Annotated in this window: 13 protein-coding genes; 1 reads left to right on the forward strand and 12 read right to left on the reverse strand. The window is 65.7% G+C overall.

Annotation, left to right across the window (positions count from 1 at the left end):
• Positions 1 to 21 precede the first annotated feature (21 nt).
• The 9 genes from BCL67_RS06290 to BCL67_RS06330 form a co-directional block, all read right to left on the reverse strand.
• Positions 22 to 1,257, reverse strand: coding sequence for an alpha-hydroxy acid oxidase (locus BCL67_RS06290; RefSeq protein WP_106122608.1), 1,236 nt, complete (start codon positions 1,255 to 1,257; stop codon positions 22 to 24).
• A gap of 56 nt (positions 1,258 to 1,313) precedes the next feature.
• Positions 1,314 to 2,753, reverse strand: a complete 1,440-nt coding sequence (locus BCL67_RS06295; protein WP_106122609.1) for a rhamnulokinase — start codon at positions 2,751 to 2,753, stop codon at positions 1,314 to 1,316.
• Positions 2,753 to 4,786 (reverse strand): bifunctional aldolase/short-chain dehydrogenase, encoded by a 2,034-nt coding sequence (locus tag BCL67_RS06300; protein WP_106122610.1) that lies wholly within the window; start codon positions 4,784 to 4,786, stop codon positions 2,753 to 2,755. The genes BCL67_RS06295 and BCL67_RS06300 overlap by 1 nt, the downstream gene beginning before the upstream one ends.
• A gap of 11 nt (positions 4,787 to 4,797) precedes the next feature.
• Positions 4,798 to 5,958 (reverse strand): L-rhamnose isomerase, encoded by a 1,161-nt coding sequence (gene rhaI, locus BCL67_RS06305; protein WP_106122611.1) that lies wholly within the window; start codon positions 5,956 to 5,958, stop codon positions 4,798 to 4,800.
• 7 nt (positions 5,959 to 5,965) lie between these two features.
• A complete protein-coding gene (locus BCL67_RS06310; protein ID WP_106122612.1) occupies positions 5,966 to 6,421 on the reverse strand; it encodes an L-rhamnose mutarotase in 456 nt (151 codons plus the stop codon).
• Between the two features lie 98 nt (positions 6,422 to 6,519).
• Complete coding sequence (rhaS, locus tag BCL67_RS06315) at positions 6,520 to 7,560, reverse strand: rhamnose ABC transporter substrate-binding protein (protein WP_106122613.1); 1,041 nt, start codon at positions 7,558 to 7,560, stop codon at positions 6,520 to 6,522.
• An 87-nt stretch (positions 7,561 to 7,647) separates the two neighbouring features.
• A complete protein-coding gene (locus tag BCL67_RS06320) occupies positions 7,648 to 8,844 on the reverse strand; it encodes an ABC transporter permease (RefSeq protein ID WP_106122614.1) in 1,197 nt (398 codons plus the stop codon).
• Positions 8,841 to 9,875, reverse strand: coding sequence for an ABC transporter permease (locus BCL67_RS06325; protein WP_106122615.1), 1,035 nt, complete (start codon positions 9,873 to 9,875; stop codon positions 8,841 to 8,843). The genes BCL67_RS06320 and BCL67_RS06325 overlap by 4 nt, the downstream gene beginning before the upstream one ends.
• Complete coding sequence (locus BCL67_RS06330) at positions 9,872 to 11,401, reverse strand: sugar ABC transporter ATP-binding protein (protein ID WP_106122616.1); 1,530 nt, start codon at positions 11,399 to 11,401, stop codon at positions 9,872 to 9,874. The genes BCL67_RS06325 and BCL67_RS06330 overlap by 4 nt, the downstream gene beginning before the upstream one ends.
• 167 nt (positions 11,402 to 11,568) lie before the next feature.
• Between BCL67_RS06330 and BCL67_RS06335 the strand changes: the two genes are divergently transcribed.
• Positions 11,569 to 12,576 (forward strand): LacI family DNA-binding transcriptional regulator, encoded by a 1,008-nt coding sequence (locus tag BCL67_RS06335; protein WP_106122617.1) that lies wholly within the window; start codon positions 11,569 to 11,571, stop codon positions 12,574 to 12,576.
• A 30-nt stretch (positions 12,577 to 12,606) separates the two neighbouring features.
• Here the strand turns inward: BCL67_RS06335 and BCL67_RS06340 are convergent, their stop codons facing one another.
• The 3 genes from BCL67_RS06340 to BCL67_RS06350 are packed head-to-tail and all read right to left on the reverse strand — an operon-like array spanning position 12,607 to position 15,925.
• Positions 12,607 to 13,989, reverse strand: a complete 1,383-nt coding sequence (locus BCL67_RS06340) for a Gfo/Idh/MocA family protein (RefSeq protein ID WP_106122618.1) — start codon at positions 13,987 to 13,989, stop codon at positions 12,607 to 12,609.
• Between the two features lie 60 nt (positions 13,990 to 14,049).
• Entirely contained in the window at positions 14,050 to 14,985 is a 936-nt protein-coding gene (locus tag BCL67_RS06345; RefSeq protein WP_106122619.1) for a carbohydrate ABC transporter permease, read from the reverse strand.
• Entirely contained in the window at positions 14,975 to 15,925 is a 951-nt protein-coding gene (locus tag BCL67_RS06350) for a carbohydrate ABC transporter permease (RefSeq protein ID WP_181255912.1), read from the reverse strand. The genes BCL67_RS06345 and BCL67_RS06350 overlap by 11 nt, the downstream gene beginning before the upstream one ends.
• Positions 15,926 to 16,074: the final 149 nt, after the last annotated feature.

Raw genomic sequence — 16,074 nt, forward strand, 5'->3', positions numbered from 1 at the left:
CGCAACCACCCAGGAAGAACATCAGCGGGCGCGGGGGACCAGGCGTTCGAGCTGGGTCACGTGCTTGGGCTGAAGCTCCGCGAGGTTCGGGACCTCCAGGAGCTTCATCGTGCGCTCGACCTGGTCGGCCAGGATCTCGATGGTCCGGTCCACCCCGGCCCGGCCCCCGGCCATCAGGCCGTAGAGGTACGCCCGCCCGATCAGGGTGAACTTCGCGCCCAGGGCCATCGAGGCCACGATGTCCGCACCGTTCATGATTCCGGTGTCGATGGTGACCTCGAGGTCCTCTCCGACCTCGCGGACCACCTCGGGCAGCAGGTGGAACGGCACCGGCGCGCGGTCCAGCTGCCGGCCGCCGTGGTTGGAGAGCACGATCCCGTCCACTCCGAGGCTCGCGAGCTTCTTCGCGTCCTCGACGTTCTGCACGCCCTTGACCACCAGCTTCCCCGGGAACAGGTCCCGGATGATCTTCAGGTCATCGAAGCTGATCGAGGGGTCCATCGCCTTGTCCAGCAGCTCCCCCACGGTGCCCCCGGTCGAGGACAGCGAGGCGAACTCCAGCGGCGGCGTGGTGAGGAAGTCATACCACCACCAGGGCCGCGGGATCGCGTTGACCACGGTGCCCAGGCTCAGCTGCGGCGGGATCGAGAACCCGTTGCGCTTGTCCCGCAGCCGGGCACCGGCCACCGGGGTGTCCACGGTGAAGAACAAGGTGTCGAACCCGGCCTTGCCGGCTCGCTCGGTCAGCGCGTAGGAGATCTCGCGGTCCTTCATCACATAGAGCTGGAACCAGTTGCGCCCGTGCGGGTTCGCCTGCTTCACGGCCTCGATGGATGTGGTGCCCAGGGTGGAGAGGGTGAACGGGATCCCGGCGGCCCCGGCCGCGGTGGCGCCGGCGATCTCGCCCTCGGTCTGCATCAGCCGGGTGAACCCGGTCGGGGCGATCCCGAAGGGCAGCGCGGAGCGTCCGCCGAAGATCTCACAGGAGGTGTCCACCTCGGAGACGTCGCGCAGGATCGAGGGGTTGAACTCGATGTCCTGGAACGCCTCCCGGGCCCGGGTCAGCGAGAACTCGCCCTCCGCGGCGCCGTCGGTGTAGTCGAACGCGGCCTTCGGGGTGCGCCGCTTGGCGATCTTGTGCAGGTCCTCGATGGTCAGCGCCGCGGAGAGCCGACGGCGGGAGGCGTTGAAGTCGAACTTCTTGAACTTCATCAGCGGCGCGATGTCGCGCGGCTTGGGCAGTTGACGCTGAACCATTGGATGCTCCTAGACCGGTGACTGCTTCGACTCGGGAATTGCGGGACTGTGGAATTTCAGGACTGTGGACGGTACGTGATCGGGGAATGCGTGCGGCGGATCAGCTCGCGCAGGTCCTCGAGGCTGCCTGAGAGCGTCCCTGCGGTGCGCGCCTGAATGAGCAGGTTGCCGATGGCGGTGGCCTCCACGGGCCCGGCCACCACAGGATATCCGCTGCGATCGGCGGTGGCCTGGCAGAGCAGCGCGTTCAGCGACCCTCCACCGACCATATGGACCACGTCGATCCGCCGGTCTGCGAGGTCTCCGGCGGTCTGCAGCGCCGCGGCGAATCCGTGGGCGATGGACTCCACGATGCTGCGCACCAGCTCCGCCCTGCCCGCCGGGATCGGCGAATCCTGTTCGGCGCATAGCTGCGCGATCCGCGCCGGCATGTCCCCGGGTGCGACGAACCGCTCGTCCTGGACATCGAAGACGACGACGGCGGCCGGGTTCACCTGGGCGGCGGCGTCGAGCAGCCCGACCAGGTCCTGTGCCCGGCCTTCCTCGCGCTCCCAGGTGCGCAGCGTCTCGGAGAGCAGCCAGGTGCCCATGACGTTGGTGAGGAACCGGGTGCGCCCGTCGACGCCGCCCTCGTTGGTGAAGTTCGCCGCCCGGGAGGCGTCGGTGACCACCGGGGTTGTGAGCTCCAGCCCGACGAGCCCCCAGGTGCCGCAGGAGATATAGGCGGCGTCGGGGGTTGAGAGCGGGGTGCCGACGATGGCGCTGGCGGTGTCGTGCGAGCCTACCAGGGTGACCGGCAGCCGGTGCCCGCCCAGCAGCGGGGCCAGCTCGGACCGAGTGCGGCCCAGCGTGGCGCCCGGGGCGGCCACCGGCGCGAAGAGGTCCGGTTCCAGGCCGAGCGTGGAGATCAGCTCGGTGTCCCAGACCTTGGTGTGCACGTCAAGCAGACCGGTGGTCGAGGCGTTGGTGACCTCGGTGAGCTGCTCACCGGTGAGCCAGTAGCCCAGGAGGTCCGGCACCAGCAGCAGCCGATCTGCATGCGGGGCCAGGCCCTCCTGGGCCAGCTGGTAGAGCGTGTTGAAGGCCAGGAACTGCAGTCCGTTCCGCCGGTAGAGCTCCGCGAAGGAGACCCTGCCGTGGACCTTTTCCACGCCTGCTGCGGTGCGCTCGTCCCGGTAGTGGAACGGGGTGCCCAGCAGCTGCATCCGGTGCGGGTCGGCCCCGTGGAGCAGACCGTAGTCCACCGCCCAGGAGTCGATCGCCACCGAGGCCAGCTCGCCGTGGGTCTCGCGCACCGCGGCGCCGAGCCCGGCGAGGGCCTGTTCATAGAGCCCGACGAGGTTCCAGTGCAGCCCGTCGGGCATGGGGACCACGCCGTTGGAGAACCGCGCGGCCTCGTGGAACACGAGCGAGTCCGGTCCGACCCGGCCGAGCACCACGCGCCCGGAGGAGGCCCCGAGGTCGACGGCGGCATGCGTCGTCGTCGCCGGGTGCATCAGCGCAGGAACGCGGCGGCCACGCCGGCGTCGACGGGCACGTGCAGTCCGGTGGTGTGCGAGAGCTCGGGCCCGACCAGGGCGAACACCGCGTTGGCCACGTTGCGCGGCAGCACCTCGCGCTTGAGGATCGTGCGCTGGGCGTAGAAGGCGCCCAGGTCCTTCTCATCGATGCCGTAGGTGGCCGCACGGTTGGCGCCCCAGCCGGAGGCGAAGATGCCCGAGCCCTGGACGACCCCGTCGGGATTGATCCCGTTGACCCGGATCTGGTGGGCACCGAGCTCGGCCGCGAGCAGCCGCACCTGATGGGCCTGGTCGGCCTTGGTCGCGGAGTAGGCGATGTTGTTCGGCCCCGCGAAGACGCTGTTCTTGGAGGAGATGTAGATGACATCGCCGCCCAGGCCCTGGTCGATGAGCACCCGGGCCGCGGCCTTGGACACCAGGAAGGAGCCCTTGGCCATCACGTTGTGCTGCAGGTCCCAGTCCTTCGCGGTGGTCTCCAGCAGCGACTTCGACAGGCTCAGCCCGGCGTTGTTGATCACGATGTCCAGGCCGCCGAAGGCGAGCAGGGTCTCATCGATGGCCTTGGTCACGGCGTCCTCGTCGGAGACGTCCACCGCGATGCCCACGGCCTTGTCGGGCCCGCCGATCTCGGCCGCGGCCTCCTGGGCCTTGGCAAGGTCCAGGTCCGCGATGGCGACGACGGCGCCCTCCTCGGCCAGCCGCTCCGCGATGGCCTTGCCGATGCCGGAGGCAGCACCGGTGACCAGCGCGATCCGGGTGGCCAGCGGCATCGACGCCGGCATGCGCTGCAGCTTGGCCTCCTCCAGCGCCCAGTACTCGATGCGGAACTTCTCCGCCTCCTCGATCGGGGCGTAGGTCGAGAGGCCTTCGGCGCCGCGCATCACGTTGATCGCGTTGAGGTAGAACTCCCCGGCGACCCGGGCGGTCTGCTTGTCCTTGCCGAAGCTGAACATCCCGACGCCGGGGACCAGCACGATGGCCGGGTCGGCGCCGCGCAGGGCGGGGCTCTCGGCGGTCGCGTGCCGGTCGTAGTACGCCTGGTAGTCCTGGCGGTAGGCCTCGTGCAGCTCGCGCAGCCGGGAGATCGAGTCCTCGACGGTGGCGTCGGCGGGCAGGTCGAGCACCAGCGGCTTGACCTTGGTCCGCAGGAAGTGGTCCGGACAGGAGGTGCCCATCTCGGCGAGCCGGGGGTGCTCGGCGTGGCCGAGGAACTCCAGCACGGCGTCGTCGTCGCTGAAGTGCCCCACCTGAGGCTTGTCCGCGCTGGCGAGGGAGCGGATCGTCGGGATCAGCGCGGCGGCCTTGGCTCGGCGCTCGGTCGCGGGCAGCGCCGCGTATCCCTCAAGCGCCGGACCGAAGGGCTCGGCGCGCGAGTGCTGCGCGATGTAGGCGGAGGCGGTGTCGATGATCCACAGCGAGTTCTGCTGGGACTCCTCGGAGGTGTCACCCCAGGCGGTGATGCCGTGGCCGCCGAGGATGCAACCGATGGCCTGCGGGTTCGCCTCTTTGATCTCGGCGATGTCCAGGCCCAGCTGGAAGCCTGGTCGGCGCCAGGGCACCCAGACGACCTTCTCGCCGAAGATGGTCGCGGTCAGCTCCGGCCCGTCGGCGGCGGTGGCGATCGCGATGCCGGAGTCCGGGTGCAGGTGGTCCACGTGGGCGGCCTCGACGAGTCCGTGCATGGCGGTGTCGATGCTCGGGGCGGCTCCGCCCTTGCCGTGCAGGCAGTAGTCGAAGGCGGCGACCATCTCATCCTCGCGCTCGACTCCGGGGTACACGCTCTTCAGCGCACGCATCCGGTCCAGCCGCAGGGTCGCGAGACCGGCCGCCTTGAGGGTGCCGAGGTCGCCGCCGGAGCCCTTGACCCAGAGCAGCTCCACCTCTTCCCCGGTGACCGGATCCTGCTCGGTACCCTTGGCGGAGGTGTTGCCGCCGGCGTAGTTGGTGTTCTTCGGGTCCGCACCGAGGCTGTTGGAGCGGGTGATCAGGTCGTTGACCGTGGGGTTCACAGGGGTCTCCTTCACCAGCTGAGCTGGGTTCCGCCGACACGGTCGGCCTCGATCGTCTCTTGGTAGCCGGATTCGGCATAGGCGCGCATCGGCGACGCCGGCAGTCCGCGGGACTCGCGCCAGGCGGCGAGGTCGGGTCGCACGTCGGTGTAGAAGGCATCCATGAAGACCTCGTGGGCGCCAAGCACGTCACCGGCCTGCTGGGCGGCGGCGAGCGCCTCGGTGTCGACCATCAGTGCGCGAGCGGTCATCTCCTGGACGTTGAGCACGCTGCGGATCTGACCGGGGATCTTCTTCTCCACGTTGTGGCACTGGTCCAGCATGAAGGCGACTCCGGAGTCCGCGGCGTAGCCTCCGCCGCGCACCACCTCGAACATGATCCGGAACAGCTGGAACGGATCGGCCGAGCCGACGATCAGGTCGTCGTCGGCGTAGAACCGAGAGTTGAAGTCGAAGGAACCGAGCCGCCCGAGCCGCAGCAGCTGGGCCACGATGAACTCGACGTTGGTGCTCGGAGCGTGGTGGCCGGTGTCCAGGCAGACCATCGCCTTCTCACCCAGCGCCTGGACCTGCACCAGGGCGGTGCCCCAGTCGGGGACATCGGTGTGATAGAACGCCGGCTCGAAGATCTTGTACTCCAGCACCAGGCGCTGATCGTCCTTGAGCTCCGCGTAGATGGTGGCCAGGGACTCCGCGAGCCGGTCCTGGCGGGAGCGCATGTCGGCCTGACCGGGGTAGTTCGAGCCGTCGGCCAGCCAGATCTTCAGGTCCTGGGAGCCGGTGGCGTCCATGATCTGCAGGCATTCGAGGTGGTGATCGATGGCCTTGCGCCGGATCGCCGGATCATGGTGGGTGAGCCCGCCGAGCTTGTAGTCGTCGTCCTGGAAGGTGTTGGAGTTGATGGTGCCGATCTGCACGCCCTGCTCGGCCGCATAGGCGGTGAGCGCGGCGTAGTCCTCGACCTTGTCCCAGGGGATGTGCAGCGCGACCTTCGGCGCCAGGCCGGTGAACCGGTGCACCGCCGCGGCGTCTGCGATCTTCTCCTGAACGGTGCGGGGGGTTCCGGCGGAGCCGAAGACCTTGAAGCGGGTCCCGGAGTTGCCGTAGGCCCAGGAGGGGACCTCGATGGCCTGGTGGTCCAGCTGCTGGGAGATCTGCTCAAAAGTAGGCATGGTTCCTCTAGTTCTGCCGCGTCTGGTGGTTCTGCGGGGTCTGGTGGTGCGACGAGTTCTGGTGGCTCAACGGAGTCTGGTGCTTCTGCGTCTGGGGGTTCTGCGGGGTCTGGGCAGTGGACTGCTCGACGGCCGCCAGCTGGTCCTCCAGGTGGAAGACCTCCTGGAGCTCGAGGAAACCGGTGTCCGGCCGTGCCCCGTCGAGGTCGATGAAGAACTCGCCCATCTGTTCCTGCCAGGCCGCGTTGATGTCTTCGGCGTCCATCGCTGCCTGCGCGGCGGTGAGTGACTCGACCTCCACGTAGCCGATGAGCAGACCGTCCTCGCGCAGGAAGAGCGAATAGTTGTGCCACCCCGAGCGCTTCAGCGCCTGCAGCATCTCTGGCCAGACGGCACGGTGACGCTCGGCGTATTCCTCCAGGCGCTCGGGCTTGACCTGGAGCTGGAAGCAGACTCGTTGCACGGGGGTCCTCTCGGCCGATCGGGCCAGCGTGATGGGTGGGCGGGGGGGGCAGAGGTGCGGGGGAAGGTTGTTCACCTCGCCCCCGCACCTCGTGCTGATCAGAAGTCGAAGTCCGCGATGTTCTCAGAATCGAAGACGAACGGGTCGCCGAGCACGATCTCCCCGTCTGCACCGACGGTGTACTCCCCCAGACGTCCGGCCTCGAAGGTGTCTCCCTCGTTGCCTTCGATCTCGCCGGAGGCAAGCGCGTGGGCCGCCCACGCGGAGAGGTACCCGAGGTCTTCGGGATTCCACAGTGCGAACGACTCGACGGTGCCGTCCTCGACGTACTCACGCATCTGGTTCGGAGTTCCCAGTCCGGTCACGGCAACTTCACCGGCGTAGTTGGAATCTGCGATGTAGCGCGCCGCAGCAGCGATGCCTACTGTCGTGGGCGAGACGATGGCGTCCAGATCTGAGTGTGTCTGCAGCAGCGCCGCGGTCTGATCGAAGGAGCGCTGATCGTCGTCGTCACCGTAGACGATGTCCACGACTTCGATGTCGGGGTAGTCAGCCTCGAGCTCCTCCTCCATGAGTTCGATCCACAGGTTCTGGTTGCTGGCATTGGCCGATGCAGAGAGGATGGCGATCTCCCCCTCTTCACCGATCTGCTCGGTGACCAGGGCAACCTGGGCGCTCGCGATGCCCTCCGCGGTGGCCTGGTTCACGAACAGGTCGCGACACTCCACGTCGGTGTCTGAGTCGAAGGTGACGACTGCGACGTCGACGTCGCGCGCTTCATTGAGCGCTCCGCAGATGGCACTGGGGTCATTCGCCGAGAGCACCAGCGCGTCTTCACCCTGCTGGGCTGCGGTGTTGATGTACTCCACCTGTCCGTCAGGCGTTGCCTCCTGGGGCCCAACTTCCGAATAGCTGCCGCCGAACTCTTCGATCGCCTCCTGTCCTCCAGCGTTGGAGGTTTCGAAGTAGGGATTGCCGAGGTTCTTCGGCAGGAACGTGATGCTGAGCTCCTCGCCGCTGGCCTCGCCGTCCCCCTCCGCGGTGTCGCCGTTGTCTCCGCCGCATGAAGTGAGGGCGAGAGTCCCGACTGCCAGGACGGCCAGCGCGGGGATGGACCTCTTGTGAGCGTTGTGCCACATGGTGGTTCCTTTCATCAAGGCATACCGGTCGGCTTCGATGCCGAGCTCGGATGAGCCGATTCTTGGTGTGGTGATTCTTGGTGGTGACTACTGACGTGGTGGTGCGATGGGTGCGGATTCTTGCGGTGCCGCGGTTGCCGGCACGGGTGGAGCATCGGTGTTGCTGGGTGAGGGGTCTGTGGAGGTCGATCCGGTCCCGGTTCGACCTGATGTGTCCTTTCGCTGCGTCTTGCGCGAGCGCAGCTGCTGGATCCCGCTGATGATGGTGGGCGCCAGCACCGAGATCACGAGAAGCAGGCCGATGATGATGTTGATGACGTTCACCGTGACTCCCTCGAGACGCAGCGCCGAGGAGAGCACTCCGATCAGCAGCGCCCCGGCGAGGACACCGTGGATGGCGCCGCGGCCACCGAAGATGAGCACCCCGCCGAGGAGCACCGCTGCGATGACTTCGAGCTCGAGGCCGGTGGCATTGTCTCCGCGTGAGTTGCCGAACCGCATCGTGTAGAACACACCTGCGGCGGCGGCCACGGCACCGGAGAGCACGAAGGTGGTCATCTGTGACCGGGCCACGTTCACGCCGCTGAACCACGCGGCCTGTTCGTTGTGGCCGATGTCGTAGAGCCCTCGACCGAAGGGGGTGAAGTGCAGGAGCACCGTGAACGTCACGATGAGGATCACCACGGGGATCATGATGGCGGGAATGCGGGACTCTCCGATGCTCGACGTCGCCAGGTCCGTCCATCGCGGATCGAAGTCCGTCAGCGCGGTGGTGCCGAGCAGACCGACGGCGACTCCGCGATAGAGCGCCAGCGTGCCGATGGTCACGGCCAGCGAGGGCAGCTTCACATAGGCGACGAGGAAACCGTTGAAGGCCCCGCAGAGCACACCGACGAGGACGGCCATAATCGCCGCGGCGGGGATGGGCATCCCGACCTGTACGTGCAGGATGCCTACCAGTACCGAGGAGAGCCCCATGGTGCTGGCCACGGAGAGGTCGATCTGTCCCGTGACGATGATCAGAGTCATCGGCAGCGCGATCATCAGCAGCGGCGCGATGTCCAGCAGCAGATAGCGCACGGTGAGCGGACCGGAGAAGTTGTCCACCGAGGTCATGGCTACGAGCCAGACCAGCACCAGGAGAGCGATGATGAGGAATTCGGCACTGACGAACGTGCGGAACCACCAGGGTCGGTGATAGGCGGCGTACGTGCGTCCCTCGTCCTGTGGGCCGGTCGCGGGGTCGATGGGATGGCTCGGCTGGGCGCCGATTGCGGCGGTCATGTCTGGTCCCTCGCTTCTTGCAGCTGACGGTGTCTTCTCGCGGACAGGTACCGGTCAAGGACGATTGCTCCGATGATCAGCGCACCGACCACTGCGCGCTGCCAGAAGTCGGGGATGCCGATGATCGGCAGGGTTCGGTTGATCGTCAGCAGGAGGATCGCGCCGAACGCGGCTCCCCAGACGCTGCCTGACCCGCCGAAGATCGCTACGCCTCCGATGACTGCGGCGCCGATGGCCTGGAACTCCCAACCCATTCCCGCGCTGGCGCTGATCGTTCCGTAGCGTGCGGCGTACATGACGCCGGCCAGTCCGGCCAGTGCGCCACCCAGGATGAAGGCGGTGATGACCCGACGGGTGGTCGGCAGACCGTAGAGCTTGGCCGCCTCGGGCTCGGAACCGATGGCGTACATCTCACGCCCGCTGCGGGTGGAGGAGAGCCAATATCCGGCGCAGACGAGGACCAGAACCGCCACGATGGTCAGCAGCGGAATGCTCAGGATCTGCATCGTGCCGAGGTGCAGGAAGTCCCGCGGCATGTCTGAGGCGTTGATCCGGTCACTGCCGGCCCAGGTGAGCACGGCCCCGCGATAGATGTACATCGTGCCGAGCGTGACCACCAGTGCTGGGACCTTGCCGTAGGCGACCAGCGCACCGTTGATCAGTCCTAGCACGGCACCCACGAGGGTACCGATGAACACGACCAGCAGGATCGGGATTCCGGGGAAATCGATGAACAGACGTCCGGTCAGATACGCCGTGATGGCCAGTGTGGAGCCCACCGAGAGGTCCACGTTGCGGGTGATGATCACCACCGCCGAGCCGACCGCCATGACCATCAGGATCGAGGGGGTGAGGAGCAGGTCCCGCCATCCCTGTCCGCTGAAGAGGAAGGACTGGTTCATGGCAGTCGCGACAGCGATGATCACCACGATCACGATGACGATCGCCGTCTCGCGTGAGGCCAGGAGGGTCCGTGCCGTCTGCAGGGTCCGGCTCTGTCGATCGGGCGCGGTTCGGGTGTCTGCGCTCATGCGCTGGCCTCCTGTCGGCTCTGCTCATGGCGCGCCGTTGCGGCGTGCATGACCTTCTCCGGAGTTGCATCCGCGCGGTCGAGGTCGGCGCTGATGCGCCCCTCTCCCACGACCAGGACTCGGTCTGCCATGCCCAGAACCTCGGGCAGCTCCGAGGAGATCATGAGAATCGCCATGCCCTCACCTGCGAGCCGCGACAGCAGGCGGTGGACCTCGGCCTTGGTGCCGACGTCGATCCCTCGGGTCGGCTCATCGATGATGAGCAGGCTCGGGTCAGTGGCGAGCCATTTCGCAATCGCGACCTTCTGTTGGTTGCCTCCGCTCATGGTCGCGGCACTCATCGACAGCGCCGAGGACTTGACTTGGAGGCGCCCGGCCCAGGGGCCCGCCGTCTTGTTCTCGATGCCCGCGGTGATCAGGCCGAACCGGGAAAGCCTGCGGCGAATGGCTGCTCCAATGTTGCGAGCCAGCGACGCCTCCACCACCAGACCCTGCTGCCGTCGGTCTTCGGGCACGAGGGCCATGCCGGCACGAATGGCCGCGGCGGGGCGACCCTTGGGAACGGTCCTGCCGTTGAGCCTGACGGTTCCCGAGTCGTAGGAGTCCACGCCGAAGATCGCACGGGCTATTTCACTTCGTCCAGCGCCTACCAGACCCGCCAGGCCTACGATCTCGCCCGCTCTGACGGACAGGTCCACATCATGGAAGTTACCTGCCGAGTTGAGGTTCTTCACCTCGAGCACGACTTCTCCAATGGGTGCAAGGTCCTTGGGGTAGAGGTCAGCCACCTCGCGGCCCACCATCATGGTGACCAGCTCGTCGTTGCTGGTCTCGCTGGTCGGGGTGGTCGCCACGTAAGCCCCATCTCGCATCACGGTGATCATGTCGCACAGGCTGAAGATCTCGTCGAAACGGTGGGAGATGAAGACGATGCCGCGTCCTTCGTCGCGCAGGCTGCGGGCGACGGCGAAGAGCCGTTCCACCTCGACACCGGAGAGCGCGGCGGTGGGCTCGTCCATGATCAGCAGATGAGCGTCCAGCGAGATGGCCTTGGCGATCTCGATGATCTGCTGATCAGCGATAGAGAGGCCCTCGGCGGGTCGCTGAAGGTCAAGAGTGACTCCGAGCCGGGCGAAGATCCGTGCCGCTTCCTGATGCATGGCTTGCTTGTCGATGCGACCCGCCCGAGACCGCGGCTGCCTGCCCATGAAGATGTTCTCCGTGACCGACAGGTCAGGAAACAGGGTGGGCTCCTGGTAGATCACGGCGATGCCGGCGTTCTTCGCCTCGGCGGTGGAGTTGAAGGCCGCGTCGGCTCCCCGGAATCGAAAGGTGCCGCTGTCCCGGCGGTGCAGCCCGGCGACGACCTTGATCAACGTGGACTTTCCAGCGCCGTTCTCACCCACCAGGGCGTGGATCGACCCGGGATGGACGGTGATGCTCCCGTCGGCGAGCGCAGTGACGCTGCCGAACGTCTTACGCACCCCGACCAGTTCCAGCACCGGCGGAGATTCGTCGCGAGTCATGGGGCCTCCTGGAAAGGCGAGAATTAAATCGTTTCAATTTCGGTTTCGATACTATGACTCAGGTCACAACGTGTCAACACCTCGGCAAGATCAGCTGCGCCGCGGGACGCCCGGCACCGGCCCAGCACGGCACTCCCTCGAGGAGGCCGAGGGGTATCCTGAGCCGTATGGCACTAGCGCAGGTGACTGACGTGGCGGCACGGGCAGGGGTGTCCCCCGCAACCGTCTCGAATGCGCTCAACCACCCGGACAAGGTCTCGGCCAAGACGCGGGAGCGGGTGCGTCAGGCCATCGAAGAGCTCGGATATGTCCGCAATGACGCAGCGCGTCAGCTGCGGCAGCAGCAGAACCTGGCCGTCGGCATGATCGTGCTCGACATCGGAAACCCTTTCTTCGCGGATGTCGCCCGCGGTGCTGAGAACACCCTGGGGGAGCTTCAGCGACCGCTGCTGCTGGGAAACTCAAGTCAGAACGCCGAACGGGAGCTCACTCAGCTGCGACTCTTCGAGGAACAGCGCGTGGCAGGAATCCTCATCACACCTGTCGGGGACGCGCTGCAACGTCTGGGCCAGATCAAGGACAGAGGTATCGCGGTCGTGATCGTGGACCGAGAGGCCGGCGCTGATGAGTTTTCATCGGTCTCCACCGATGACGTCCTCGGCGGGCGCCTGGCCGCTCAGCACCTCCTGGAGCTCGGCCGCCGGAGAATCGCGGTCATCGGCGGGCCACGCATCATCCGGCAGGTCGCCGACCGCTATGAGGGCGCTCGAACCGCCGCCTCCGCCCTGGAGGACGCTACGGTGCAGCTCTGGGACACCGGTGCCATGGACTCTCAAGCCGGCCGCGATGCGACCAAGACCCTCTTGGCCCTCCCTGCTGAGGAAAGACCGGATGCCATCTTTGCTACCAATGACCTCGTGGCCCTCGGCGCGCTCCAGGAGCTCACCAGGGCCGGGATCCACGTCCCTGAGGACGTCGCGCTGATCGGCTACGACGACATCCAGTTCGCGGCCTCGGCCACCGTGCCGATCAGCTCGATCCGGCAGCCGGCACAGGAGATCGGAGCGCGGGCCGCCAGACTTCTTGTCGCCGCGATCGCTGATCCCTCGGCGAGTGTGCAGCATCCGGTCTTCACCCCCGCTCTGGTGGCGCGGGAGTCGACTCTCGGTCCCTGACACCCCGGCCACGTCGGCCGGAATGCGGACTCAGCGACCGGACAGAGTCCGCGAGGGCAGTCCGGAGAGCTCAGCGGCATGTCCGATCTCCAGCTCCTCGATACGGATCGCATTGCCCGTGTCGATCGATGCATTGCCTGCCAAGCCAACGGTTACGGCACGCACTCCGTCCGGCCAGCCCGAGGCTCGCCCCAGGTCATCGTCCTGAGGTCCACGAAACACCTCGCGCAGAAGGTCGTCATCCGCGCCCCCGTGCGCACCGACGCCCTCGGGTATCGGGATCTCGACCGCGGAGGCGAAGTGCTTCTGCAGCAGCAGCTTCTCCGAGACCCCGCGAGCTCCGTCCTCGGCCACCACATCGGGACGAGCAGAGGGGTCGACCACCACGTACCCAGCGTCGTCAAGTGTAACGGCGCCACGCTCCACCACAGTAAGCTCGGCCCGTCCGGCAGTGCCGTTGACGGTGACGGTGTAGCCCTCCCACGGCCCATGTGCCGAAAGGGTGTACGCCATCGAGGCGCCGCCCTGGTAGTCCACGACCAGCGACATGTTGTCCTCGATGGTGATGCCCTCGTCGAAGACGTCTCGGTCGCGCAGATACCCGTCGTGGTGTTCCTGTTCGTAGTAGAGACCCTTGAATACCGGGTCGGTGCGCAGGTCGAGGCTGAAGGCATCGCGTGACGGAAGATCTGTGGTCCCACGTGCCGGCCGTGCCGGCAATCCCCGAGCACGCGCGTTCTCTGCTCCGTAGAACCGCAGGCCGCCAGAGGCATAGACCTTTGTCGGAACGTCGTCAAGCCACCAGTTGACCAGGTCGAAGTGGTGCGAAGCCTTATGGATCAGCAGTCCACCGGAGTTGGCCTTCTCTCGATGCCATCGGCGGAAGTAGTCCGCCCCGTGAGCGGTGTCGAGCAGCCATTCGAAATGCACTGATGTCACCTCGCCGAGCTCCTTCTCCGCGATCAGGCGCTTCAACGCCCAGTTGCGCGGCGAGTAGCGATAGTTGAAGGTCACCACCACATTCCGGCCAGTGCGCTCGACCGCATCTCCGATCGACCGCACACCCTCCTGGCTGATGGTCAGCGGCTTCTCCACGATGACATCGACCCCCGCGTCCAGAGCCCTGACGATGTAATCCGCGTGGGTGAAGTCCGGGGTGGTGATGATGACCCGGTCGAGTCTGAACGCTGCGATTGCCGTCTCCAGGTCAGCGGGCTCGAACCGCGCAGGTTCGCCCAGGTCCCGACCCTCCCAATGCTCAGAGAAGTCCAGCCGTCCTGGGTTCGTGTCGGCCCAGGCGATCAGCTGAGCGACGTCTCGGTGTGGCCCTGCGATGGCGTCCAGGTACATCTGTGACCGAGACCCTGCCCCGAGCAGACCGTATCGGAGGCGATTCTTTGCGGAATCAGTCATGCTGACACTGCGTCCTTTCCAAGAAGATGCTGAGACCCGTTCGGGCTCCCCGCGCTGCACTTATTTGATGCCTGATTTCGCGAAGCCCTTCACCAGGAACTTCTGCCCGATGAGGAACGCGATGAACATCGGAATGAGCGAGACCACACTCATCGCGAACATGGCGCCGAAGTTGGAGGTCGACTGCCCATCGATGAACATGGTCAGGGCCTGCGGAACAACATAGTTCTCTGGGCTGCGCAGGTAGATCAGCGGTCCGAAGAAGTCAGCCCAGGTCCAGATGAACGTGAAGATCGTGGTGGTCGCGAGGGCGGGGACCATCAGCGGCAGCGTCACCTGAACGAACTGTCGGATGTGACCTGCCCCGTCGATCCGTGCGGCCTCATAGAGCTCGTTGGGCAGCGATCGGATGAACTGGACCATGAGGAACACGAAGAACGCCTCCGTGGCGAGGAACTTCGGGACCACGAGGGGGAGGAACGTGTCCAGCCAGCCCAGTTCTCGGAACAGGATGAACTGCGGGACCAGCACCACATGGAACGGCAGCAGAATCGTGCCCAGCATGATCGCGAAAGTGAGGTTGCGGAACCGGAAGTCCAGCCTCGCGAAGGCATAGGCGGCCATCGAGCAGGAGATCAGGTTGCCGATGATGGCACCGATGACCAAGATCGAGGAGTTCATCAGATAGATGTGGAACGGCAGGAACTGGGCATCCCAGCCTTCGACATAGTTGTCCAGGCTCAGATCTGTGGTGAAGATGCTCAGATCGGTGAAGATCTGCGCGTTCGGCTTGAGCGAGGAGACGACCAGCCAGATCAGCGGGTAGATCATGATCAGCGAGAGCGCGATGAGCAGCACGTGCTTCACGACCGATCTCACCCGCTGCTTCATGGGTCGCCGGGTCACGGCCTTCGGTCCCGGGGGCCGCGACACCGCGGGCGTCCCGCCCAGTGGCTCAGAGATGGACTTGTTCGTGGTCTGCAGATCAGTCGTCATAGAACACCCAATACTTTGAGAGCCAGAAGTTCAGAGCAGTCAGCGCTCCGATGAAAAGGACGAGCAGCCAGGCCATCGCCGAGGCGTAGCCCATCTGCATCGGCGTATTGAACGCCTGCTGATAGAGATAGAGCGTGTAGAAGAGCGTCGAGTCCGAGGGTCCGCCCGTTCCGCCGGAGACCACATAGGCCTGGGTGAAGTTCTGGAAGGCGAAGATGACCTGGAGCACCAGATTGAAGAAAATGATCGGCGTCAGCAGCGGAAGCGTGATGGTGAAGAACTGGCGGAGCTTGCTCGCTCCGTCGACACCCGCCGCCTCGTAGTACATATCCGGTATCTGCCTCAAGCCGGCGAGGAAGATCACCATCGGCGATCCGAAGGTCCAGATGTTCAGCACGATCAGGGTGCCGAGGGCGTAGTCAGGGTGCGCGACCCAACCCGGTCCCTGGATCCCGAAGAACCCGAGAAGACCGTTGATTAGACCGTCGTAGCCGAACACCTGGCGCCAGAGGATGGCAATGGCGACCGATCCTCCCATCAACGAAGGCAGATAGAAGACCGACCGGTAGATGGGCAGCCCCCGCATGCCCTTGTCCAGCAGAACTGCGACCGCCAGGGCAAGGACAAGCAGGAACGGGACGCTCACGAATACGTAGAGGAACGTCACTTCCAGGGACTTCCAGAGCCGCTGGTCCTCCCACATCCGAACAAAGTTCCCGAAGCCCGCCCACTCAGGAGGCTGAAGCAGGTTGTAATTGGTGAACGCCAGGTACAGCGAGACCAGCATGGGCCCACCCGTGAAGACGAAGAACCCGATCAGCCAGGGCAGCAGGAAGAAGAAGCCTGCCTTGTTCTCACGGTGCTTCCGTCTGGCCTTCGGCTGTCCGCGCTCGGCCTTCGTACGCTTCGCCAAAGTGCGAAGTTCGCCCAGACTGCTCACGGAACCTCCTCGTGTCTGGTGGCAGGATGCGGAAACCACGGATTCATGTGAAAGCGGTTTCTCGCGCTGTGATCATCGTATGAGCCACGTCACAGGGTGTCAACCTGAAAGCGGTTTCTTGACGTAGGGTACTCACGTGCCTCGTCGCA

This window comes from Nesterenkonia sandarakina, assembly GCF_003003175.1.
GTDB classification, from domain to species: Bacteria; Actinomycetota; Actinomycetes; order Actinomycetales; family Micrococcaceae; genus Nesterenkonia; species Nesterenkonia sandarakina_A.